The sequence below is a fragment of the Qipengyuania flavescens genome (assembly GCF_029688735.1).
Lineage (GTDB): Bacteria > Pseudomonadota > Alphaproteobacteria > Sphingomonadales > Sphingomonadaceae > Qipengyuania.
In genome coordinates this window covers 154,639-176,807 of sequence record NZ_JARULD010000003.1, presented here as the reverse complement: position 1 = coordinate 176,807, position 22,169 = coordinate 154,639, and the positions used below count along the sequence as shown (strand labels likewise).

General features: G+C 63.2%; 24 protein-coding genes. 13 read left to right on the top strand and 11 right to left on the bottom strand.

The features are described 5' to 3' along the window. Window positions 1-14: 14 nt before the first annotated feature. Window positions 15-404: a hypothetical protein gene (locus P8R33_RS10680; RefSeq protein WP_278328936.1), complete on the top strand. Its 390-nt coding sequence runs from the start codon at window positions 15-17 to the stop codon at window positions 402-404. A 6-nt stretch (window positions 405-410) separates the two neighbouring features. On the opposite strand, the gene P8R33_RS10675 is transcribed toward P8R33_RS10680, so the two are convergent. The 3 genes from P8R33_RS10675 to P8R33_RS10665 are packed head-to-tail and all read right to left on the bottom strand — an operon-like array spanning window position 411 to window position 3,818. Continuing rightward, entirely contained in the window at window positions 411-1,556 is a 1,146-nt protein-coding gene (locus P8R33_RS10675; RefSeq protein WP_278328935.1) for a hypothetical protein, read from the bottom strand. Beyond that, window positions 1,523-3,085: a 2-polyprenylphenol 6-hydroxylase gene (gene ubiB / locus P8R33_RS10670; protein ID WP_278328934.1), complete on the bottom strand. Its 1,563-nt coding sequence runs from the start codon at window positions 3,083-3,085 to the stop codon at window positions 1,523-1,525. Before ubiB ends, P8R33_RS10675 begins: the two co-directional genes overlap by 34 nt. 1 nt (window position 3,086) lies before the next feature. Further along, complete coding sequence (locus P8R33_RS10665; protein ID WP_278328933.1) at window positions 3,087-3,818, bottom strand: class I SAM-dependent methyltransferase; 732 nt, start codon at window positions 3,816-3,818, stop codon at window positions 3,087-3,089. Window positions 3,819-4,146: 328 nt separating this feature from the next. On the opposite strand from P8R33_RS10665, the gene mutM reads away from it, so the two are divergent. Together mutM and P8R33_RS10655 are read left to right on the top strand one after the other, a co-directional pair. Then, complete coding sequence (mutM, locus tag P8R33_RS10660; RefSeq protein WP_278328932.1) at window positions 4,147-4,962, top strand: bifunctional DNA-formamidopyrimidine glycosylase/DNA-(apurinic or apyrimidinic site) lyase; 816 nt, start codon at window positions 4,147-4,149, stop codon at window positions 4,960-4,962. 61 nt (window positions 4,963-5,023) lie between these two features. Continuing rightward, window positions 5,024-5,302, top strand: coding sequence for a hypothetical protein (locus tag P8R33_RS10655; protein WP_278328931.1), 279 nt, complete (start codon window positions 5,024-5,026; stop codon window positions 5,300-5,302). 15 nt (window positions 5,303-5,317) lie between these two features. Here P8R33_RS10655 and P8R33_RS10650 read toward each other — a convergent pair whose 3' ends face one another. From P8R33_RS10650 to P8R33_RS10640, 3 genes are all read right to left on the bottom strand, one after another. Beyond that, entirely contained in the window at window positions 5,318-5,989 is a 672-nt protein-coding gene (locus tag P8R33_RS10650; RefSeq protein WP_278329064.1) for a glutathione S-transferase family protein, read from the bottom strand. Between the two features lie 87 nt (window positions 5,990-6,076). Then, window positions 6,077-6,520: a hypothetical protein gene (locus P8R33_RS10645; RefSeq protein WP_278328930.1), complete on the bottom strand. Its 444-nt coding sequence runs from the start codon at window positions 6,518-6,520 to the stop codon at window positions 6,077-6,079. 66 nt (window positions 6,521-6,586) lie between these two features. Next, window positions 6,587-6,973, bottom strand: coding sequence for a hypothetical protein (locus P8R33_RS10640; protein ID WP_278328929.1), 387 nt, complete (start codon window positions 6,971-6,973; stop codon window positions 6,587-6,589). 98 nt (window positions 6,974-7,071) lie between these two features. On the opposite strand from P8R33_RS10640, the gene P8R33_RS10635 reads away from it, so the two are divergent. The 4 genes from P8R33_RS10635 (at window position 7,072) to fghA (ending at window position 9,931) form a co-directional block, all read left to right on the top strand. After that, on the top strand, window positions 7,072-8,178 hold the full coding sequence (locus P8R33_RS10635) for an S-(hydroxymethyl)glutathione dehydrogenase/class III alcohol dehydrogenase (protein ID WP_278328928.1): 1,107 nt from the start codon (window positions 7,072-7,074) through the stop codon (window positions 8,176-8,178). Then, entirely contained in the window at window positions 8,178-8,531 is a 354-nt protein-coding gene (locus P8R33_RS10630) for a cupin domain-containing protein (protein WP_278328927.1), read from the top strand. The genes P8R33_RS10635 and P8R33_RS10630 overlap by 1 nt, the downstream gene beginning before the upstream one ends. Window positions 8,532-8,594: 63 nt before the next feature. Beyond that, window positions 8,595-8,975, top strand: coding sequence for a VOC family protein (locus tag P8R33_RS10625; protein WP_278328926.1), 381 nt, complete (start codon window positions 8,595-8,597; stop codon window positions 8,973-8,975). Window positions 8,976-9,091: 116 nt separating this feature from the next. After that, entirely contained in the window at window positions 9,092-9,931 is an 840-nt protein-coding gene (gene fghA / locus P8R33_RS10620; RefSeq protein ID WP_278328925.1) for an S-formylglutathione hydrolase, read from the top strand. Here fghA and metW read toward each other — a convergent pair. Beyond that, window positions 9,928-10,545 carry a methionine biosynthesis protein MetW gene (gene metW / locus P8R33_RS10615; RefSeq protein WP_278328924.1) on the bottom strand — a complete coding sequence of 206 codons (618 nt, stop codon included), beginning with the start codon at window positions 10,543-10,545 and terminating at the stop codon, window positions 9,928-9,930. The two genes, fghA and metW, sit on opposite strands and share 4 nt — an antisense overlap. Then, window positions 10,542-11,609, bottom strand: a complete 1,068-nt coding sequence (gene metX / locus P8R33_RS10610) for a homoserine O-acetyltransferase MetX (RefSeq protein WP_446532510.1) — start codon at window positions 11,607-11,609, stop codon at window positions 10,542-10,544. The genes metW and metX overlap by 4 nt, the downstream gene beginning before the upstream one ends. A 175-nt stretch (window positions 11,610-11,784) precedes the next feature. Between metX and P8R33_RS10605 the strand changes: the two genes are divergently transcribed. Beyond that, window positions 11,785-12,885, top strand: coding sequence for a pyridoxal phosphate-dependent aminotransferase (locus tag P8R33_RS10605; RefSeq protein WP_278328922.1), 1,101 nt, complete (start codon window positions 11,785-11,787; stop codon window positions 12,883-12,885). Next, window positions 12,882-13,787 carry a prephenate/arogenate dehydrogenase family protein gene (locus P8R33_RS10600; RefSeq protein WP_278328921.1) on the top strand — a complete coding sequence of 302 codons (906 nt, stop codon included), beginning with the start codon at window positions 12,882-12,884 and terminating at the stop codon, window positions 13,785-13,787. Before P8R33_RS10605 ends, P8R33_RS10600 begins: the two co-directional genes overlap by 4 nt. A gap of 3 nt (window positions 13,788-13,790) precedes the next feature. Here the strand turns inward: P8R33_RS10600 and P8R33_RS10595 are convergent, their stop codons facing one another. Then, window positions 13,791-14,696, bottom strand: a complete 906-nt coding sequence (locus tag P8R33_RS10595) for an HpcH/HpaI aldolase/citrate lyase family protein (RefSeq protein WP_278328920.1) — start codon at window positions 14,694-14,696, stop codon at window positions 13,791-13,793. Between the two features lie 102 nt (window positions 14,697-14,798). Here P8R33_RS10595 and P8R33_RS10590 point away from each other — a divergent pair, with 102 nt between their 5' ends. Beyond that, a complete protein-coding gene (locus tag P8R33_RS10590; protein WP_278328919.1) occupies window positions 14,799-15,854 on the top strand; it encodes an aldose epimerase family protein in 1,056 nt (351 codons plus the stop codon). Between the two features lie 263 nt (window positions 15,855-16,117). On the opposite strand, the gene P8R33_RS10585 is transcribed toward P8R33_RS10590, so the two are convergent. Both P8R33_RS10585 and P8R33_RS14825 read right to left on the bottom strand, forming a co-directional pair. After that, entirely contained in the window at window positions 16,118-17,068 is a 951-nt protein-coding gene (locus P8R33_RS10585; RefSeq protein WP_082837520.1) for an MlaD family protein, read from the bottom strand. After that, the gene (locus tag P8R33_RS14825; protein WP_225082872.1) at window positions 17,041-17,517 is read right to left on the bottom strand and encodes a MarR family transcriptional regulator; all 477 of its coding nucleotides are present in this window, start codon (window positions 17,515-17,517) and stop codon (window positions 17,041-17,043) included. Before P8R33_RS14825 ends, P8R33_RS10585 begins: the two co-directional genes overlap by 28 nt. Window positions 17,518-17,694: 177 nt before the next feature. On the opposite strand from P8R33_RS14825, the gene P8R33_RS10575 reads away from it, so the two are divergent. From P8R33_RS10575 to P8R33_RS10565, 3 genes are read left to right on the top strand one after another with little or no spacing between them, the layout of a single operon-like run. Next, on the top strand, window positions 17,695-18,822 hold the full coding sequence (locus tag P8R33_RS10575; protein ID WP_063511170.1) for an HlyD family secretion protein: 1,128 nt from the start codon (window positions 17,695-17,697) through the stop codon (window positions 18,820-18,822). A 3-nt stretch (window positions 18,823-18,825) separates the two neighbouring features. After that, the gene (locus P8R33_RS10570; RefSeq protein ID WP_063511168.1) at window positions 18,826-20,379 is read left to right on the top strand and encodes a DHA2 family efflux MFS transporter permease subunit; all 1,554 of its coding nucleotides are present in this window, start codon (window positions 18,826-18,828) and stop codon (window positions 20,377-20,379) included. A 37-nt stretch (window positions 20,380-20,416) separates the two neighbouring features. Then, window positions 20,417-21,904: an efflux transporter outer membrane subunit gene (locus P8R33_RS10565; protein WP_067506500.1), complete on the top strand. Its 1,488-nt coding sequence runs from the start codon at window positions 20,417-20,419 to the stop codon at window positions 21,902-21,904. Window positions 21,905-22,169: the final 265 nt, after the last annotated feature.

Sequence of the window (22,169 nt, the reverse complement as noted above, 5' to 3'; positions counted from 1 at the left end):
AAACGGAGGGGCCGATGCATGTCATCCTGAGCGCAATCATCCTGATACTGGCAATTATCGATCTGGTGATCGGCACGGGCTTTCTGGTAAACCCGGCCACGTCGGGCGCGGATTTCGGCCTGTCTGTCGCGAGCACGCATGGCAGCTCGACGCTGCGCGGAGACATGACCGCCTTCTTCTACATCAGCGCATTGTCGATGGGCTGGGGCGCCTGGCGGCGGCGCGGCGATGTGCTGCTGCCCGCGCTCGGCCTGTTCCTGATCGCCTTCACCGGCCGCTTCATCAACCTCGTAATAGAGGGGCCGTACGAAGGTTGGATGGTGCCGATGGGGGTCGAGGCGCTGCACATCGCCGTGCTCGCCTATGCGATAAAGTTGTGGGGCTGGCCGAAGCGTTCGACCTGAGGCGGCTCAGCGCGCCGATCTGAACAGCGAGCGCAGCGCCATCGGCAGGAATGCCAGGCCGACGAACATGGCCGGAGCGACGACCGCGCCCCAGTAGAAATTGTTCACCCGCCCGGCGAGCATGAAGGCGAGGCCGTAGCCGAGATAGAGGAACGTCCCGGTGACGCCTGCGGGCGATTTCCACCCTGCCCAGCCGAGCGCCATCAACAGCACGATCGGGCCGGCGATTTCATGCGGCAGGAGGCGCAGGTTCGAGCTCAGCACGACATTGCCGAGCCAGCCGGAAAGACCGCGCAGCACCAGCCAGTCCGGGCTTTCGGGATCGCTCGGCAGGAGCTGCGGCGTGACTTGCGCCACATGCCAGGCCATCGCCGCGAGAAAGATTGCTACCAGCGCGCCCCAAGCTGCGGTTTCCTTCCAGTCGCGCCGCCAGGCAGCCATCGCGCCCATCAGCAGGACGAAGGGCAGCACATGCTCGCGAATGGCGAGGGCCAGTGCCGCAACGACCAGTGCCCAGCCCCACCGCCCCGGACGATGCAGGCCGAAGGCGAGCGCGACCAGCATTCCTGCCCAAAGCTCGTGCAGCACGAAAAATGCACGATTGAGGCCGAGCGAGCCGCCCATGAGCATGAGCGCAGCCCCGACTATCCGGACGCGAGCGCCGCCCGGCTCGTCGCCCAGCCTGCGCCACCACGCCCAGACGGTGGCTAGCAGGAGGGCGATCGCCATCACGATCATGCCAGATTGGCCAAGCCAGGCGTGAATGTAGGCGAGCGTCGGCAGGCGCACGGTCACGCCGGGCCTCAAGGGGTAATCGCTCGCGCGCTGTTCCTCGACGATGAAGTCGTAATATCTCTCGCCGCCTTCGATCCGGTCGATCACGCGGTCGTAGAAAGCGAGATCCTTATCGCGTTCGGGCCTTGTTTCAGAAGCGGGAACACCGCTCTCTCCAAGCAGCGGCATCTCCGGCACCGCGGCAGGTGCGCCATCCTGGGTCGCCGTGAGCGGAGTGAGCGCCGCCAGCACCAGCAGCACCGCGACGACCGCCAGCAGCACGCGCGCGGGCCAGGTGCCCCAATGCGCGAAGCGGTCCCATGCGGGCGCCGCCGTGCCGTCCGTCAGCCGATCAGTCCCTGCGTCACTGCCGCCCATGCAGCCAGACCCCCTCCGAGTGCCGCCAGCACATAGCCCGGCCAGCCGCGTCCGCGCTCCTTGCGTTCGCGCCTTTCCCACATCAATTCGATATCGGGCAGCGGCGGCGGTTCGGGCGCGCCGCCCTTGGGCGGGAAGCGGTCCTCGATCCGGCGCACGAGGTCGGGGATGCGCAGCAGCGTTTCCGTATCGGTACGAATGCGGTCCGCAATGGCGGCTTCCGGCCCCAGCTCGTCGCGAATCCAGCTGCGGACATAGGGCGCGCTGGTGTCCCACATGTTGATGCCGGGATTGAGCTGGGTGGCGATGCCTTCGACCATCACCATGGTCTTTTGCAGCAGCAGCAGGTGCGGCTGGGTCTGCATGTCGAAATCGCGCGTAATGGCGAAGAGCCCGTCGAGCATCTGGCCGACCGACAGCTCGCTCACCGGCTTGCCGCGCATCGGCTCGCCCACCGCTCGCAGCGCCGTCGCGAACTCGTCGACATTGTGATAGCTCGGCACATATTGCGCTTCGAAATGGATCTCGGCCACACGGCGGTAATTGCCGGTCGTGAGTCCGTAGAGGATTTCCGCCAGCCACATGCGCGCCTGCCGGTCGATCCGCCCCATGATGCCGAAATCGATCGCGGCAATGGTCCCGTCCGGTTTCACGAACAGGTTCCCCTGGTGCATGTCGGCATGGAAGAACCCGGCGGCGATCGCCTGCTTGAGGAAGGCGAGCACAAGGCGGCTGGCCAGCTCGTTCACATCGTGCCCCGCCGCACGGATCGCCGCGGTATCGCTGATCTTGACGCCGTCGATCCAGTCGACCGTCATCACCCGGCCATTGGTGCGGTCCCAGTCGATACCGGGAATTTCGTAGCCCTCGGTGCCGACCATGTGCTCGGCCAGTTCGGAGGCGCTGGCCGCTTCGCGCCGCAGGTCGAGCTCGCGATTGGTCCAGCGTTTGAAATTGGCGATGACGAGGCGCGGGCGCAGGCGCGCCGCCTCTCCGCCGAAGCTTTCGAGATGGGCGGCGGCCCATTCGTAGGTCGCGATATCCTTGGCGAAGCGCTCGCGCACGCCGGGGCGCAGGACCTTGACGGCGACCTGCCGGCCCTCGGTCGTGACCGCGCGGTGGACCTGCGCGATGGAGGCCGCACCGACCGGCACAGGGTCGAATTCGGCATAGAGATTTTCGAGCGGCTGCTCGAAGCTCGACTCGATGCTCTGGCGGATCAGCTCGAAATCCACCGGCGGGAGATCGTCCTGCAGCTTGAGCAGATTGCGCGCCGCATCCTCGCCGACCAGATCGGGGCGCGTGGCGAGCGTCTGGCCGAGCTTGATGGCGGCCGGGCCGATCTCACGGAAGGCGCCGGCGTAATCCGGCTCGCGCGACTTCATCGTGCCAATGCTGAAGATGCCGATCAGCCGCTTGACCGGAACCGGCGTATTGGGATCGTTCTGGATACCGCGCAGCGCGCCGTGCCGCGCAAGGATGCGCGCCCACTTGCCGAGCCGGAGAATGTGAGTGAGCGGTCTCGCCACTCTAAACCTTCCACCCCGAATGGATGTTCACCGCACCGCCCAGGATCGATTCCACCCGCGTATTCTCGAACCCCGCACCGCGGATCATCGCTTCGAATTCCGCGGGCTTCGGAAAGCGGCGGATCGATTCGGCCAGATAGCGGTAGCTGTCCTCGTCATTGGCGATGGCCTTGCCGATCTGCGGCATGAGTTTGTGCGAATAGAGATCGTACACGTCCTTGAAGCCCGGCCAGTCGGTCTGGCTGAATTCGAGGCAGAAGAAGCGCCCGCCGAACTTCAACACGCGGTGCGCCTCGCGCAGGGCCTTGTCGATGTGGGTGACGTTCCGGATGCCGAAGGCGATGGTGTAGGCGTCGAAGATGCGGCTGGAGAAGGTCAGTTCCTCCGCGTTCTGGCGCGACCATACCAGCCCGTCGATCCCGCGCTCCATCGCGCGTTCGATGCCGACATCGAGCATGTCCTGGTTGATGTCGCTGACGGTCACGCTTGCGCCGCTTGTCGCCAAGCGGAAGGCGATGTCGCCTGTACCGCCCGCCATGTCGAGGATCGCCTCGCCCTCCTGCGGCTTCACCCGCGCGACGAAGCGGTTCTTCCAGAGGCGATGCATGCCGCCCGACATGGCATCGTTCATGATGTCGTATTTGGCGGCGACGCTGGAGAAAACCTCGCCCACGCGGCCGGTTTTCTCGGTCGCGTCGATGTCTTCGTAGCCGAAGGAAACGGTGTCGGTCATGGCGGTGGGCTTTAGGGGGAATTGAGCGGAGCGCAAAGGGGAATGGGGGGAGGAGTTTTTGTCAGGTGCGCCGTCGACATCCGTCGAGGGCTAGCTGTTCCGTCCCGCTCCCCCTCCCGGAGTCTTTGTTGGGTGCGCTATCGACGTCCGTCGATAGCTTGCGGCACCAGCCCACTCCCCCACCCGGCCACCCATAGAATACCGTGCCGTGGGTGGCCGGGTGGGGGAGTGGGCTGATGCCGCCGCAAGGGAAGCGCGGATGCGCTTTCCGCACGCAGAAAACCTCCTCATAGACGCCCCCCGACCCTCCTGTTACTCGAACCCCACCATGCCCGAACTCCCCGAAGTCGAAACCACCGTCCGCGGGCTTGCGCGGTTCCTCGAGGGCGAAACCATCACGCGCGTTACGGTCAACCGTCCCGACATGCGCCGCCCCTTCCCCGCCGGTCTGGTGCAGGCGCTGACGGGGGCGAGTGTCACGCATCTGACGCGACGGGCGAAATACGGGCTGATCCACACCAGCCGCGATCATGCGATGGTGTTTCACCTCGGCATGAGCGGGCGCTGGCGGATCGACCCCGAGGATGCCGACAAGCACGATCACCTGATCCTGGAGACCGCGCACAACCGTTTCGCGCTCAACGATCCGCGCCGCTTCGGTTCGGTCGATTTGATGACAACGCAAGAGCTGGTGACGTGGAAACCCTTCGCCGCGCTGGGGCCGGAGCCGCTGGGCGATGCGCTCACCGCTGAGCACCTGCGCGAGGCGACGCGCGGGCGCAAACAGGCGATCAAGCTGCTGCTGCTCGACCAGCGGATCGTGGCGGGGCTCGGCAATATCTACGTCTGCGAGGCGCTGTGGCGCAGCGGGATCAGCCCGCGAAAGGCCGGCGGCAAGGTGACCATGCCGCAATTGCGCCGCCTCGTCCCCGCGATCCGCGAAGTGCTCGAACAGTCGATCCGCGACGGCGGCAGCACGTTACGCGATTTCGCCCAGCCCGATGGCAACCTCGGCTACTTCGCCACCCGCTTCCACGTCTACGGCCGCGAGGGCGAGGCCTGCCACCACGAGGACGGCGGCACGATCCGGCGCATCGTGCAGGGCGGACGCAGCACGTGGTTCTGCCCGGTCTGTCAGCGGTAAATACAAGTCCTTGCTGCATAGCAGCGTTGCTCGACAGCCCTAGGCAAGCTAGTCGCAAACAATGGCAGAAGTCGTCTACCTTGAGCCTCATGAAAAGCTCCCCGTGCTTGGGGACGAGGAGCGTTGGCTTCTAGTCGAAGCGAACGATGAGGGCGGCTTTTATGGGAGCGGCTGGAGCCGCAAACCGAATGGTGAAAGCGTTTTCTACGGTTCACCATCAGAGAACGATGTGAATCTAGAGCGGGCGTTAGCTGCTGCTAAAGGTTGGGCTGAAAAGTATTCGGTCCCGAAAATTTGGGTCCAGCGCGAGCCGTGGATGAAAAACGAAAGAGAACACTGATCAGGCCGGCCGTTCTCACAAATCCAACGCCGCATACTCGCGCGGCGGGGGCAGGCCTTCCATCTTCTCGGCCAGCAGCGGGCGGAAGCTCGGTCGGCTCTTGATCACCATGTACCAGTCGTGCGCCTGTTCGTGGCCCTTCCAGTCCATCGCGCCGAGATATTCCACCACCGAAAGCTGCGCCGCGCAGGCGAGGTCGGCAAGGCTCAGCGTCGGCCCCGCGAGCCATTGGCGCGTGTCCACCAGCCAGTCGATATAGTCGAGGTGGCCGTGCAGCAGGCGGCCCATCTGGCGCAGCACCTGCGCATCGGGCGACTGGCGCAAGACGATGCGCTTCTTCATCTTCTCGTGCAGTGCGGGCGCGGTGACGTCGGCATAGAGGTTCTCGTCGAACAGCGCGACCAGCCGGCGGATTTCCGCGCGTTGCAGCGCCGATCCGTTGATCATCGGATTACGGTCGACCGTTTCCTCCAGCAACTCGCAGATCGCGCGGCTATCGGCGAGAGCGATGCGGCGGTCGGGATCGTGGAGCACCGGCGTGCGGCCCGCCGGGTTCAGCTGCCAGAACTCGTCGCGCCCTTCCCACGGGTTCTCGCGCACCAGCTCATAAGCGACGTTCTTCTCGCTCATGAGCAGGCGCAGCTTGCGACTGAAGGGACACAGGGGGAACTGGTAGAGCTGCCACATCGGTCCACCGCTCATGCACCAGTGCGACTCGCGCGTCCACCACGGCGGCGCGCGAAGACGCTAAAATTCCAGTGGATCGGCGGCTGGTTAGTCTTTCGGGAGCGCTTCACGCATCCGGCGGGCCATATCGCGCAGCGCTGGCGTCATTTCGGACAGCCCTTCGGCAAGCCCGCCCATCGCCTGCATCGCGCGCGGGACGACCACGGCGACTTCCTCGCTCAACCGGCCCGCATCGGGCGCAACCTTGCGCAGGGTGAGATCGGGATCGATTTCCTCGGCCTTCTCCCCCGCCATATCGGCCGCGGCCTTGGCCAGCGGAGCGATCGGCAGGTCGAGCAGCACTTCGGTCATGGTCTGGAGCATCAGCGCCATGTCGCGCTGGCGCTCCGGATCGCGCATATCCTCGGCCATGTCGGCGAGCGGCAAGGCGTCGGCCGCAGCATCCATGTCCGGCGCGTCGTAATCCTGCGCGGCGGCAGGCGCGGCAGTCACCGCGAGCGCGGCGGCGAGAGGCAGGACGGCATTACGCATGGTCATTCCCCGAGATCTGGTCGCGCGGTATTTACCGCATTTGCGCTGAGTCTGCCATGAACGGGCTCAAACGCCCGAAGCCTCCAGCAGCAGGAGGCAGTTCGGCATCATCGCCTCGCGCGCTTCCAGCCCTTCGTTCATCAGCGTCACCGTGGTTTCGAAGGCCAGCTTGTTCGCCTGTTCGCGGGTAAGGTCGTGATCGTCCATCAGCCCGGCCATCGTCCGCACGAAGAATTCGCGCCCGCGCGGCTCCATCGCGGGATAGGCGGCGGCGCGCGCATCGCCTTCCGCCTGGCCCTTGGCGATCAGGCCGAAAGCGACGCCGCAGCGGAGGCTGCTGCGCTGTTCGAGCGTTAGTGTGGGCAGCGCGGCCTCTGCAGTAGCAGGCGCATCCTGCGCGGCGAGCGGGAGCGATGCGAGGGCGAGGCCGGCGGCGAGAAGCAGTTTCGTCATGCCGCGTCTCTATATCCCCTCGCCTGAATGGCGGGCAACCGTCCTTGCGAGGCTACGCCGCTTTGCCTAGGTCCGCGGGCAAACAGGAGACACGAATTATGAAGACCCGCGCCGCCGTAGCCTTCGAAGCGAAACAGCCGCTCGAGATCGTCGAACTCGACCTCGAAGGCCCCAAGGCGGGCGAGGTGCTGGTGGAGATCATGGCGACGGGCATTTGCCACACGGACGCCTATACGCTCGACGGGCTGGACAGCGAAGGGCTGTTCCCCAGCGTGCTCGGCCATGAAGGCGCCGGGATCGTGCGCGAGGTGGGTGCGGGCGTCACCAGCGTGACACCGGGCGACCACGTGATCCCCCTCTACACGCCCGAATGTCGCCAGTGCAAAATGTGCCTCAGCGGCAAGACCAACCTGTGCAGCGCGATCCGCGAAACGCAGGGCAAGGGGCTGATGCCGGACGGTACTTCGCGCTTTTCCTATAAAGGCGAGACGATCTACCACTACATGGGCTGTTCGACCTTCTCGAACTTCACCGTGCTGCCGGAAATCGCGGTCGCCAAGATCCGCACCGACGCGCCGTTCGAGACCAGCTGCTATATCGGCTGCGGGGTCACCACGGGCGTCGGCGCAGTGGTCAACACCGCGCAAGTGAAGCCGGGCGACAATGTCGTCGTCTTCGGCCTCGGCGGGATTGGCCTCAACGTCATTCAGGGCGCCAAGATGGCGGGTGCGGACCGGATCGTGGGTGTCGACATCAACCCGTCGAAAAAGGAGTGGGGCGAGAAGTTCGGTATGACCGATTTCGTCAATCCGAAGGAGACGAAGGACGTCGTCGCGCATCTGGTCGAGCTTCTCGACGGCGGCGCGGACTACAGCTTCGACTGCACCGGCAATACCGACGTGATGCGCCAGGCGCTGGAATGCTGCCACAAGGGCTGGGGCACCAGCATCATCATCGGCGTAGCCGAGGCGGGCAAGACGATCGAAACGCGCCCGTTCCAGCTCGTCACCGGTCGCAACTGGCGCGGCACGGCTTTCGGCGGCGCCAAGGGCCGCACCGACGTGCCCAAGATCGTCGACTGGTACATGAACGGCAAGATCGCCATCGATCCGATGATCACCCACACGCTCAGCCTCGAGGAAATCAACAAGGGCTTCGACCTGATGCACGCCGGCGAAAGCATCCGCGCGGTGGTGGTCTATTGATGGCGGAGAAGGTCGTCCTCGCCGACAAATTCGCCACCTTCACCGAGCATTGGGCGCCGCGCATCGTTGCGCGATACGAAGGGCACGAGGTCCGTATCGCGAAGCTCGATGGCGAATTCGACTGGCACAGCCATACCCATGACGAACTCTTCCTGTGCATCTCAGGCGAGCTGGAGGTCGAATTTCGCGACCGCACCGAAACGCTGCTGCCGGGCGAGCTGCTGCTGATCGCAACGGGCGAGGAACACCGCCCCGCCGCGCGCAAGGGGGAAGTCCAGCTGCTGATGCTGGATCCTGCCGAGTCGCCGAATACGGGCGATCCGGAGACGGCGACTGTCGCGGTCGACGTCTGACTGCTTGCGCGGTCCGGGGGTCCCATTAAGGTAGCGAATCGAAACGTAAAGGAGAGAAAATATATGTTCAGTCACGTCATGCTGGGGGCCGACGATATCGACGCCTCGAAGAAGTTCTACGATGCCTGCTTCAAGGCGCTCGGCGGAAACGAGGGGCAGATCGATCCCAAGGGCCGGGTGATCTATATGCATAATGGCGGGATCTTCCTCCTGACCAAGCCCATCGACGGCCAGCCGGCCAGCTGCGGCAATGGCTCGACCATCGGATTTGCCGCCTCGAGCGAAGACATGGCCGACGCCTGGCACAAGGCGGGCAGCGAGAACGGCGGTACCGAGATCGAGGATCCGCCGGGCATCCGCGAAGGCGCGGGCATGAAGCTCTATCTCGCCTATCTGCGCGATCCGGCCGGCAACAAGGTTTGCGCGATGTATCGCCCGGGCTAAGGGCAACCGATCATATCGTCCCGCACAGGGGTGCTTTGGGCGCAGCGGTTCTTGGCCGGCTGCGCCCTTCGCGTATTGGGGCGAGCCGAAGAGACGATACGACAGGAAATAGACGCATGCCGCTCGACTATCTTTCGCAAAACAGGGCCTATGAGGGCGAGCAATTCGTCTGCTCCCACCAGTCGCGCGAGACCGGGACGGAGATGACGTTCTCGGTCTATGTCCCGCCGCACATGCCCGGGATCAAGCTGCCGGTGCTGTGGTATCTCGCCGGCCTCACCTGCACGCATGAGAACGTCACCGAAAAGGGCGAATATCGCCGCGCCTGCGCCGAGCACGGCATCGTCTTCGTCGCGCCCGACACCAGCCCGCGCGGCGAGGATGTGCCCGATGCGGACGAATACGATTTCGGTAAGGGCGCGGGCTTCTATGTCGATGCGACGCAAGAGCCGTGGGCGAAGCATTACCGGATGCGCAGCTATATCGAGCAGGAACTGCCGGAAGTGATCGCGGCGGAATTTCCGGTCGACCTGGAGCGGCAATCGATCACCGGCCATTCGATGGGCGGCCACGGCGCACTGACCATCGGCCTGCGCAATCCCGACCGTTTCCGCTCGGTCAGCGCCTTCAGCCCGATCGTCGCGCCGAGCCAAGTACCGTGGGGCGAAAAAGCGCTCGGCCGCTATCTCGGCGAGGATCGCGCGGCATGGCGCGAATACGACGCAGTCGCGCTAATCGAGGACGGCGCGCGGCTCGACCATCTGCTGGTCGATCAGGGCACGGCGGACAATTTCCTCGAGGAGCAGCTCAAGACCGGCACCCTCTCGATGGCCTGCGCCAAGGCCGGCATGAGTCCCGAAATCCGCATGCAGCAGGGGTACGACCACTCCTATTATTTCATCTCGACCTTCATGGCCGAGCATGTCGCGTGGCACGCGGAGCGGTTGGGGGCCTAGCGGCTCAGTTCGAAGACGGCGAACTCCGCGCGGCCGTTGGCTCCCGCTCGGCCCAACTGCCGTTCCCCTGCAAAGAACCATTCGCGTTCGATCCGTGCGCCCTTTTCCTTCGCGAGGTCGCGGAAGTCCTTCACCGTGACGTGGTGGATATTCTCGGTGGCGTACCAGCTGACCGGGATCGCGCGCGTTACCGGCATGCGGCCGCCGAACAGCAGCGCAGCGCGGGTGCGCCAGTGGGCGAAATTGGGGAAGCTGACGAAAGCGCGGGTGCCGACGCGTAGCAGCTCGTCCAGCATGCGGTCGGGCCGCGCGGCGGTCTGCAGCGTCTGGCTGAGGATCGCGTAGTCGAAGCCCTTGTCGGGATAGTCGGCGAGGTCGCGGTCGGCATCGCCCTGGACCACGCTAAGGCCCTGGCTGACGCAGCGCTCGACGCAGTCGCCGTCGATCTCTATCCCGCGTACATCGCACCACATGTGAGTCTGCAAGACCTCCATGAGTTCGCCATTTCCGCAACCAATATCTAACACCTTCGAGGACGGCTTCACTCGCTTAGCGATCACAGCGAGGTCCGGCCTCAACCCGAACGTGGTGGCCGGAGTGTGAAGCAGCGTCATCCGAGAAATCCCCCGATCACCCGGTCGAGCGCCGGGACATCAAGCAGAAAGCTATCGTGACCATGAGGCGCGGAGAGCTCCACGAAACTCACCGCCGCACCCGCCGCGTTGAGCGCGTGGACCACGTGGCGACTCTCCGCCGTGGGGTAGAGCCAGTCGCTGTCGAAGCTGACGAGGCAGAAGCGCGCTCGCGTCCCTGCAAACGCATTTGCCAACTTGCCGCCATGCTCCTCGGCAAGGTCGAAATAATCCATCGCACGGGTGATGTAGAGATAGCTGTTCGCATCGAACCGCTGGGTGAAGCCGCTCCCTTGATAGCGCAGGTAGCTCTCGACCTGGAAATCGGCATCGAAGCCGAATGTCTTGGCTTCCCGATCCTGCAGGTTCCGCCCGAACTTTTCGGTCAGCGCTTCTTCTGAGAGATAGGTGATATGGGCCGCCATGCGCGCCACGGCGAGGCCGCTGTCGGGTGCCTCGCCGCCATAGTAGTCGCCCTGGTTCCAGCGCGGATCGGCCATCACCGCCTGCCGCCCGAGTTCGTGGAAACCGATATTCTGCGCCGAGTGGCGACTGGTCGAAGCGATGACGAGGACGCGGTCTGCGCGCTCCGGCCAGTTGGCCGCGAGGCTAAGCGCCTGCATCCCGCCCATCGATCCGCCGACCACGGCGTGCAGCGTCGCGATCTCCAGCGCGTCGAGCAGGCCGACATGGGCGCGCACCATGTCGCGGATGGTGATGACCGGGAAGCGCATGGCGTAGGGCTGTCCGTCCGAAGCCTCGCTCGCCGGGCCGGTGGAGCCCATGCAGCTGCCGATGACATTGGGGCAGATGACGTAAAAGCGATCCGTATCGATGGGCTTGCCGGGCCCAACCGTCCGCTCCCACCAGCCGGGCTTGCCGGTGATCGGGTGCGGGCTGGCGACATACTGGTCGCCGGTCAGCGCATGGCACAGCAAAATGGCGTTGGAGCGGTCTTTGTCGAGCGCGCCGTAAGTTTCGTAGGCGATTTCGACACGCGACAGCTCGCCCCCGCCGTCGAGCGGCAGCGGTGCCGGCAATGTCAACGTTTGCGAGGTCCTGCTCAAACGAAGCCTTCATTCGCCAAAAAGAACGGTGGTTGGCGGTACCCGCCAGCTTCGCTACCGACAAGCTCAGCACGAACGGATTTAGAACTCAGCGCTCTAACCGTTCGCCCTGAGCTTGTCGAAGGGCCGTAATTCTTTATGGCGCAGACGCAAGATGTCAGACCGTCCTACCCTGAAACCGTGGATCGAAACGATCCATGCCTATGTGCCCGGCAAGTCCAAGGCTGCCGACGGCCGCCCGCTGGTCAAACTGTCGGCTAACGAGAACCCTTTGGGCTGCAGCCCCAGGGTGATCGAGGCGCTTGCCGGCGGACACGAGCCGAACCTCTATCCCGATCCCGACGCCACGGAATTGCGCAAGGCCATCGGCGCGCTGCACGGCATCGATCCGGCGCGGATCGTCTGCGGCACCGGCTCGGGCGAATGCCTCCATGGCGCAGTTCAGGCCTTCGCCGGGCCGGGCGACGAAGTGCTGTTTTCGCTCTACTCCTTCTCCCTCTACCCGCTGCTGGCGCACAAGGTCGGGGCAGATGTCGTGCTGGCCGAGGACTCCGATTACGCACCCGATGTCGACAACATCCTCGCCGCCGTCACCGGGCGGACGCGCGTGGTGCTGCTCGACAATCCGAACAATCCCATCGGCACCTTCCTGCCGCGCGCCGAGGTCGAGCGCCTGCATGCCGGCCTGCCGAAGGATGTGCTGCTGGTGGTCGACCAGGCCTATGCCGAATTTCTTCCCGAGGGCGAAGACGACGGCGGCATGGATCTCGCCGCCCGGCACGACAATGTCCTCGTCACCCGTACCTTCGCGAAAGCCTATGGCATTGCGGGCGAGCGCGTAGGCTGGGCGACCGGGGCACCAGCCCTGATCGATGCGCTCAATCGACTGCGCGGCGCGTTCAATGTAACTGCGAGCGGCCAGAGAGCAGCGCTGGCGGCTCTGTCGGACCAAGCCTTCGTCGCAAAATCGCGCGATGCCAACGCAGCCGCGCGCGCGCGCTTCGCCAGCCAGATCGCGGCGCTCGGCAATCACGGCCTGCGCGCCCTGCCGAGCGAGGCGAACTTCGTCCTCGTCGTGTTCGAAGGCGATCTCGCCGCGACGACAGCGCTCGAAGCGATTGCCGAGGCGGGTTATGCCGTCCGCCACCTCCCCGGGCAGGGTCTGCCGCAAGCGCTGCGGATTACGATTGGAACGCCGGAGCAGATGGATGCCATCGCCGCTGTCCTGCGCGATCTCTGCGGAGAACCCGCGTGAGCATCGAGCGGATTGCCATCATCGGCCTTGGCCTGATCGGTGGCTCTATCGGCCTCGCCATGCGCGAGATGCTCCCTGACATCACCACCACCGGATGGGATGCCGATTCGGACGTTCGCCGAAAAGCATCGGAGCGCGGCTTGGTTGGCGCCGTCTGCGACAGCCCCGACGACGCGGTGCGCGAAGCACAGCTCGTCATCCTCTGTGTACCCGTCGGCGCGATGGGTGCAGCGGCGCAGAGCATCGCAGACGCGCTGCCGCCCGGTGCGATCGTCAGCGATGTCGGGTCTTCGAAGCGTAGCGTCGCGCAGGCCATCGCAAAGGCGCTGCCCGATGCCGTGGTGGTCCCGGCGCACCCCGTAGCGGGTACGGAGAAAAGCGGCCCCGAAGCGGGCTTTCCCGAACTCTTCCGCCACCGCTGGTGCATCCTCACCCCCGAAGATGCCACGCCTGCCGAGGCAGTCGAGCAGGTCGCAAATATCTGGAAGGGCCTCGGCGCGAAAGTCGAGATCATGGAGCCTGCGCATCACGACCTGGTGCTCGCAGTGACCAGCCACATCCCACACCTTATCGCCTACACCATCGTCGGCACCGCGAGCGACCTCGAGGACGTGACGCGAGGCGAGGTGATCAAATATTCCGCCGGGGGTTTTCGCGATTTTACTCGCATCGCCGCCAGCGATCCGACCATGTGGCGCGATGTCTTCCTGACCAATCGCGACGCCGTGCTCGAAGTGCTGGGCCGCTTCACCGAAGATCTCACCGCCCTGCAGCGCGCCATCCGCAATGGTGACGGCAAGACACTTTTCGAGCTGTTCGAGCGCACCCGCACCATCCGCCGCTCGATCATCGAGGAAGGGCAGGACGATGCGCGGCCCGATTTCGGACGCTCCGACCACTAACGTCTAGTCGGACCCCTTCCCGACCTGGGCCAGCAATTGCTGTGCCCGCGACAGATGCGGCCGGTCGAGCATGCCGCCCTTCCAGCCGATCGTGCCCGCGCCCGGATTGGCAGCGAAGATCGCAACGATCTCCTCGGCTTGGGCAATGTCTTCCGCGCTGGGCGTGAAGGCTGCGTTGATGACCTCCACCTGCGCCGGATGGATCGCCAGCATGCCGCGAAAGCCCGAGCGCCGGACAGTCTCCGCGCGCGACTTCAGTCCATCCAGATCGCGGAAGTCGGCCTGGATCGTCTCGATAGCCGGAACCCCCGCCGTAGCCGCGCCCAGCAGGCACAGGCTGCGCGCCAGTTCGTAGGTAAACGCAAAGCTGCCGTCGGGATTGCGATTGCTCGCCGCCCCGATACTGTCGGCAAGATCCTCCGCCCCCCAGGTCAGCGCCACCAGCCGCGGCGCACCCTTGAAGTCGCCAGCGTGGAACATGCTCTCCGCCACTTCGGTCAGCAGCACGATCACCTGCGTCGAGCCGAGCTCGATATCGTTCGCTGCCTCCAGTGCGGAAAGGTACTTGTCCAGCGCCTCGACATCCTGCCTGCCATAGGCCTTGGGCAGCATGATCCCGCCGGGCCGCCCCGGCATCACCGCCGCAAGATCGTGCAACGTATACGGCCCGTCGAGCGGATTGACGCGCACGAAAATGCGCTCGCGCTTGTCCGGATGCGCATCGAGATAGTCGCGGATCATGCCGCGCGCCGCAGGCTTGTTCTCCGGCGCAACCGCGTCCTCGAGATCGAAAATTACGACATCGGCATCGCCGTCGGCCGCCTTGCCCATCTTCTTCTCGCTGTCCCCCGGCGCGAACAGCCATGACCGCATCTTCATCGCGAATGCCTCTCTCTTGCGTCGCTTCATGCAGCACACTGTTTGCGCCTGCTTTTCAAGCCACAGCGCATTTTCGCCCCCATCCGCACTTCGCGCTTGTCGTTGTGCAGGTGATCTGCTGCGCTTGTAGGTATGGTACGAAAGCAGTTCTTCGAGACCCTGCCCGATGGCCGCGATGTCCATTGCTGGCGGCTGGAAAGTGCGGACGGCGCGGGGCTGACGGTGATGGACCTAGGCGCGACGATCCTGTCGCTCGAGGTAGCCGATCGCAGAGGCGAACTCGCGGACGTAGTCCTCGGCTACGACAGCGCCACTACCTATCTCTCCGATCCACACTTCCACGGCGCGGTCATTGGACGCTTCGCCAATCGCATCGCCGGCGCGCGCTTCACGCTGGACGGACGCACTTACGACCTCGACGCAAACCAGCCGCCGAACGCCCTAGACGGCGGACACGAAGGGTTCGACAAGCGCATCTGGAGCGCGGAGGCTTGCACCACGAGCGAGGGCAACGGCGTGCTTTTCACTTTGGACAGCGCGGACGGGGACGAAGGATACCCCGGCAATTTACGCACCACCGTAAGCTACGTCTGGACCGAGGATCACCGGCTCGTCATCGACTACGCGGCAGAAACCGACGCGCCGACACCGTTCAATCCGACGCATCACAGCTACTGGAACCTGGCAGGCGCGGGCGCGCCCAGCGTGCTCGACCACGTCCTCGAGATCCACGCCGACCGCTACCTACCCGTAACGCCAGGTCTTATTCCGACCGGGGCATTGGCCGATGTCGCATCGACGCCTCTCGATTTCCGCGAGCCCAAGCCGCTCGACCGCGACATCGACGCCCCGGACGCACAGCTCGCGCTCGGCAAGGGCTACGATCACTGCTTCGCGCTAAACGGCGCTGGCGTCCGAAAAGCGGCCGCGCTGTTCGATCCTGCCAGCGGTCGCCGCATGACGGTCCATACCGACCTGCCCGGTCTACAGCTCTATTCCGCCAACTTCCTCGGCGACAAGCCGATGGGCAAACACGGGAAAAACTACGCCCCTCGCAGCGCCGTCGCGCTGGAGACGCAATTCTTCCCCGACAGTCCCAACCAGCCGCACTTTCCCGACACGATCCTGCGCCCCGGACGCAGCTTCGCAAGCCGGACGATCTACGCGTTCGACTGTGCGGAAATCTGATCTTTTAGAAAAATGGTGCCAGAAGAGGCATCACATTCGAACTTCTTTTCCGTTTAATTTCTGATGTTTAGATATTTCGGTCAAGCTGAAAAGCCCGCAAAAGGCCCGCAAAATCCCTCTAATGTATTGGTTCGATGCCTTTTTTAGGACTCGGAATTTCAATTTCAAACTTGACCGCGGAGTAGGTCGTTATCCGCTTTGCGCTCCAATCTCCGCTATTTTACGGGCTGCGCGCTCTGCCCGGAAGCAGTCATCCGTTCGGTTTACTTTAAATCATCGATATTCGTTCCAGCTTCTCTTCTTTTTGGCCGATAGTCTGGGAGGGGAGGATTTGATGTAATTCCCTCAACCTGAATATCTTCGATTTTTTCACTGAGAGGAGCAAGTTCGCGACTAAGTTCGCGAAGGTCCGTTTCACCTTCAACCAAAGAATCTTCGACCGCCGGAATGCCACTCCTTATCTGGGAAAGTTTGTTTTCAGCGTTCTGCACCCCCTCCCTGAATTGGCGAAGGCGTAGTTGCGCGATAGCAGAAGCGCTCCGCCCTGAGATCCGCCGATCTGCATCTCGAAGATTATTTCCCCATCCACCAACCCTTTGCCCTAAGTCTAACAATCTTCCTTTTGTTGAGGCCAATCGTTCGTCCCAACCTTCGGCGTCCGATGCGAGTGCGGCCGTCGTGACTCGAAGCCGGACAAGATCGGAGGTGATCACCCGTTGCTTTTCTGGCTCCAGTCCTTCGTTCAGAGCGCGAATGCTATTTGCCACGGTCTCTACAGTGGCGGTCGCATCCCTCCCCAATAGTCCGGTTTCGTCCGCGGCGGGAATGATCTTTTTTCCTGACTTGTCGGTGTAAATGCCCTCACGACCCCGTCGGCCCTCGAGCACGAGCGCAGCCTCTCCAGTTATCAGATCCGTGCTGATTGTCGCTTCAAGGCCGTGGACTTTCGCCGCAGAAGGATCGAGAGTCAGAACAACGACCACGTTTTCCGGTTCATTTTCCGCCAGACGGACCGATGTTACCTGTCCCACAGGGACTCCCAATAGTGTTACAGTCGATCCCGACTGAAGGCCTTCCACGGAGCGATCAAACTTGATCTGATATGTTTCCTGATTTGGTCTGGGATCGATTAGCCACATCGCGAAAGCGATGGTCGTAAGCATCAGAATGCCAACGATCCACGCCACTAGGGAGAAGTTTGCGTTAGTTTCCATCTAGCACGCCGCCAGCGGTTTGTTCGTCCGGCAGAGGGCCGGTGCAATGAAAGTTCGCGTCCCGCATGCTCCATTCGGTTGTCCGCTATAGAACATGACCGAGGTTCGTCCCCTGGCGCAATCGCCACGAGCGGGGCATCCGGGCGCGTCGAATGTGTTTTGGTTTGAGATCGGCCTAGTCCCAACACGGGCGTGATGCCGCCCCGCCCGTGGCGACCGAATATTGCTATGACTTGCGCAAGCCGCGTCCGGTCACTCAAGCGCGAAGGCGTCATGTCTTCCAGGCCGCTGCTGGAGGATGTGATTTCAAGTCTCCTGGCGATGTCCGTCTGGTTCAGGGCAGGAGCTCTGATGAGCTGCGCCAACACACGCCACTGCGTACGATTGAGGCTCAGCGGCTGTGCTCGGTCATCGAATGCCTTGCGCGCGGCGCGGCTGATCTGGTCCATCATGAAGATCGCTCGATCATCGTGGGTGATGACATTGTCGAGTGCGAGAGTGCCCTCATCTTCTGGCATGAGACATTCCTATCGATCGGAGAAAAATAGTAAAGGACTTTCGCATTTTGTTTTGGCCGCTATATCGCTCGCGCAGCGGCTCAAACGATGGCGAGGAGCGAAATAATCATGGCGGACGAGACAGCAGGGGCTAGCGATGAAGGCGCACGTCCGACGGGGTTGTCCAGTCCGCGGGTCCGGCTGGGTCTGCTGATCGCCGGCATTCTGGTCCTGCTCGCCGGGAGCTACTGGTATTACAATCATCAGACGTACGGCAGATTCCAGCAGTCCACCGACAACGCTTATATTGCCGCCGACAGCGTCATCATCTCCCCCAAAATTGCGGGCTACGTCGAGCGCGTATTAGTGACGGAGAATCAAACGGTCGCGTCGGGCGATGCACTTGTCCAGCTGGACGTGCGAGATTATCGTGCCCAAACGAACCAGGTCGAAGCCCAGATCGCCGCGTCGCTCGCCGGAGCAGATACGGTACGCGCCCAGCAACAAGAGCAGGACGCGGCAATTGCCCAGGCCCGTGCACAGCTCGCAGCAGCATCTGCACAGGCTGGTCTCGCTGCTGAGCAGGTTGTCCGGTACCGCCCCCTTGCCGCTTCGGGAGCGGAGCCGCGCGAGAGGCTCGATCAGCTGGAGGCCCAGGCCAGAGAAGCGCAGGCTCAAGTCGCGGCAGCGCGCGCCGCGCTCACGGCGGCACAGCGCCGACAGAACACGCTTAGCGAGCAGATAGACCAGGCCAATTCGCAAGCCAACGCCGCTCGTGCGCAACTCGAGGCCGCCCGTCTGAACCTGTCATCGACCACGCTCCAGGCCAGTATTTCCGGGCGGGTGGGTGACCTCACGGTCCGACCTGGACAATTTGTCCAGCCTGGCCAACGCCTTATGAGCCTCGTACCGACCGACCGCCTCTACGTGACAGCAAATTTCAAGGAAACGCAGCTCGGACTTGTCCGCCCGGGGCAACCCGTCACCTTGGAAATCGACGCGCTGCCGGACCTCGAGCTATTAGGAAGAGTGGAAAGCATCGCCCCCGGGACCGGGGCAGAATTCTCAATCCTTCCGCCACAGAACGCGACGGGTAATTTCACCAAGATCGTTCAGCGCGTCCCGGTGCGCATATCCATTCAGGCTTCGCCCGAGATCCTGCGTCTGCTGGTGCCGGGCATGTCTGTTGTCGCGAGTGTCGATACGCGCGCCGCTAGAGACCAACTCGATTCGATCCGCAACGCGGCCGGAGACTGACCGATGGCAGGCGCCGCTGCAGCGGTTTCGCCGCCGGTCGAAAAGGCCGATGCTACGGCCTGGATCGCCGTAGCCGCCGGTGCGCTGGGGGCGATGCTGGCAACGCTTGACATCTCGATCGTCAATTCGGCGCTGCCGACGATCCAGGGGGAAATCGGCGCGACCGGAACCGAAGGCACCTGGATCGCGACAGCCTTCCTTGTTGCCGAGATCATCATCATCCCTCTGAGCGCGTGGCTGGAAAGACTGCTCGGCCTTCGCACGCTGCTCATCGTCGCGGTTTCTGCCTTCACGGCCTTTTCGGTGTTGTGCGGCATTGCCACCGATCTGACGACGATGATCATCGGTCGCACCGGTCAAGGGTTCATGGGCGGCGCGCTTATTCCAACCGCCATGACCATCGTCGCAAAGCGACTGCCTCCATCGCAACAGCCGATTGGCATGGCGCTCTTCGGAATGACCGTGGTTCTTGGGCCGGTAATGGGCCCGTTGGTGGGGGGCTGGCTTACCGAGAACCTGAGCTGGCACTACGCCTTCTTCGTCAACGTGCCCGTCTGCGCGTTGCTCCTTGCTTTACTATTCATCGGGTTACCCCATGAAAAGCCCGACTGGGTTTACCTGCGCGAGGCTGATTGGGCGGGAATAGCTGGTATGATCCTTGGGTTGGGTGGGCTGACCATCGTTCTGGAAGAAGGCCACCGTGAGGAGTGGTTCGATTCCACGCTGATCGTCCAGCTCACACTGATGACGGTCGTGGGTTTTGCACTTCTGACCTACGGACAGCTTTACGCGCGCAAACCCGTGCTCAAATTGCGCCTGATGCTCAGCAGGCAGTTTGCCAGCGTCGTGGTGATGGCACTGGCGCTTGGCATGGTCATGTATGGCTCGACCTACGTGATCCCGCAATTTCTCGCGATAATTTCCGATTATAATGCCTTGCAGACCGGACTTGTGATCTTCTGGATGGGCGTTCCGGCTTTCCTGTTGATGCCCGTTCTCCCGTTCATGATCCGCAGGATTCACATCCGCATTGCGGTCGGCGCGGGCATGTTCATCATGGCGCTAAGCTGTTTCGTCAGCATAAATCTGACAGCGGAATCGGGAGGTGGAGTGTTCACCGAAAGCCAGTTCCTGCGCGGCATCGGCATGATCCTCACGATGATGTTCCTCAACCAGGCGACGGTAGCTTCGGTTGCCAAGGAGGATGCCGGCGATGCTTCGGGCATCTTCAACGCGGCGCGAAACCTAGGGGGCTCTTTCGCGCTCGCCGGGCTTGCTTCGTTCCAGGACCAGCGCCTGTGGCATCATAGTCGGCGGATGGAAGAAACTCTCAACGCCAACAGCCCCCGGCTACAGGAATACCTGGACACCATGACGGCGTCGTTGGGCAATCCACAGGCCGCGCTGGAGATGCTTTCCGGCATCATTCAGCGCGATGCGTTCGTGATGACCTACAACGATGTCTTTTTCGCCATGGGCGCGATTACCCTGGTCACGGTGCCGCTGGTACTGTTCCTCAAGCCTCTCCCGAAGAACTTATCCCTTTCGATGCACTGAGAACTCTATGCGCAAGACCCTAACCCTCCTCGCTCCCATGGCGCTCCTCGCGGGTTGCATGTCCGGTCCCGACTATGCCGGCCCCCCGCAACTTGCGACCGACGCAGGCAATGCGTTCGTACGGGCCGGCCCCGAAATCGATCCGTTGGCGCCGATTGCCGGCGACTGGTGGACGCTGCTCGGCGATCCGGTTCTCAATGAACTTGAGGCGCGTGCGCTGGCCGGCAATCCGGGCGTGGCCGCAGCGCGCGCTCGCATCGAACAGGCAAGGGCTTCTGTCCGCCAGGAGCGCGCCAACCGGCTACCCGCCGTGGCTGCGCAGGCGACTGCGGTCCAGGCGAATATCCCAGGGCTAGATATCGGCAGCGGCCCGCCCCCGGGATCGCCCGGCGCTCCTGCAGACACCGAAGAGCAGGACAGCCTCAGCGTCTACAACCTCGGGCTCAACGCAAACTGGGAGATCGATTTCGCTGGGGGGCAGGCACGGCGTGTCGAGGCCATTAACGCTCAGGCTGCGGCCTCGGTGGCGAACGCCGAGGATGCGAAAGTCCAGCTCGCCGCCGAAATCGCGCGGGCGTATGTGAGCCTGCGAGAAGCGCAAGGGCGGCTCGAGCTTGTCCAGCGAGAGCGCGACTTGCAGCAGCAAATTCTCGAATTGACCTATCAGCGCTATACACAGGGCGCTCTCGCGCTGTTCCCGGTCGGTAACGCGAACGCCGAGCTCGAACTGCTCAAGTCGCAGATCGCGGAAGCTCAAGCGGACATCGATGTATTCAAAGACACGCTCGCGGTGCTGACGGGCGAAGCGCCCGGCGCACTCGACGGGCTCCTGGCGGCTCAGGCCGAAATTCCGCTTCCCCCCGAACGGGTCGCGGTGGGCGATCCCGCAGCGCTAATAGCGCGGCGGCCGGATGTTCGAGCCGCCGAACGCATGCTGGCCGCGGCGAATGCTCGGATTGGCGTGGCAGAGGCTGCTCGCTTCCCCAAGATTTCCTTCATGGGGATTCTCGGTTTGGGCGGATCGGAGCCCGACGACATCCTGGACCCGGGCAACTTATCGGCAATCGCTTTGCCGCGGCTACAGTGGAACCTGCTTGATTTCGGCCGCACGGCAGCATCGATCGATCAGGCCGAGAGTGCGCGCGACGAGGCCGAAGCGCGTTATGTTGAAGTGGTCCTTGGCGCACTGCGCGACGCCGAACAATCGCTTGCCCGGTTCGGGCAACAAAGAGCCAACGTAGCCGCGCTGGCGCAGATCAGTCGACAGGCCGACACGGCTGCGGAGCTTAACGAGCAACGCCGCGCCGCGGGGGTAATCTCGCAAGGCGAACTCAACACTTCGATCCGCAAGCGCGAACAGGCCAGAGCAAATCTCGATCGGGCGATCGCCGCCATGACAAATGGCTGGATCGCGATCCAGAAGTCGCTTGGGTTGGGATGGGTCGAATTGTCTCGCGACAATCGCACGTCGGTTGAGCCTGCTCCGGTCGATCGAAAATCAGTTATGAAACCTGAACAGAGTTAGGATAAGTTTTCTCAGAAGTCTGCCCCGCAGCCCCTTCCAACTTTTCCTAACGCGTCAGCACCTCGTGCACTTTGACCCAATCTTGGATCATAGGGGTCAGCATGTTTCCGCCTTTCGCAGAGTGCGTTTGCCAGTATCACCATCGGATATCCCGATTGCACTATTCGGTGACTCTTCATTGTCGTATCTATGTAAGGCCTTAAGCTTTCCGCGAGCATCTCGTAGCGACATCAACGAGCGATCGTAAAAGCATTTCGAGTGCAGC